The 707-nt window shown below is 40.3% G+C and carries 1 protein-coding gene; it reads right to left on the bottom strand.

Annotated elements, in window-relative coordinates; genetic code table 11:
- A partial coding sequence (locus tag ACS8FD_RS20585) for a cold-shock protein (RefSeq protein WP_439277234.1) occupies positions 1 to 456 on the bottom strand: 456 nt, incomplete at its 3' end.
- Positions 457 to 707 lie beyond the last annotated feature (251 nt).

Here is a 707-nt window from a genome sequence, read left to right as displayed (position 1 = left end):
AGAAGCTGACGTAGTATTAGATGGAGCATCACCGAGTAACGCCGGCTTTAATTCTGTATAGCCAAAGAATATGATGGCAATAAGAATAAGTACGCTAAGAGCAGTCGATTTCCAGCTTTTTTTGTTCTGCCTATTAGAGTTACTAGTATCGTTACGGCTATTCACGTCACTTAGTCTCTGACTGCCGCTCTGATGACTTTGGTTTGAACGTATTGAGGCGTGATTTACTTTGGCGGAACTCTCTTCGATACTCAACGAAGCATCCGTAACCTCAGTTGCTCGCAATTGATCTTTATGGTTACGTTCGCTATTAAAATAGACTCGTTGACCTACGGTAATTGGCTGCGACAACCTGACGTTACTGACATGAAAGAAGACATCTTCACTTTGCTCATCAACATCGATAAAGCCATAGCCTTTATCTGAGTTATAGTGCTTAATTTTGCCACTTTGCATGAGATCATGTTCCTATATAATGTTTTCGTTATGTTGCAACCTGATCTTTATCATGGTTTTTATTGAGAAAGTGAGTTTTTATGGCCCATTTACCCTCAATAAAAAAACGCCAGCAATGGGGCTGACGTTTTTTGTGGATTATACTTGAGGTTAGGTCATAAGTGGTAGGTTAAGGAGTAAAAGTTAACAAGAGACAACAAGTTAGGCACGTGTCTCACCATGTCCATAGACGATCCACTTCTGTGAGGTTA

The organism is Psychrobacter sp. 1U2 (assembly GCF_051847575.1).
Note: the sequence above shows the minus strand (reverse complement) of the source record. Positions and strands in the feature narration are given on the sequence as shown.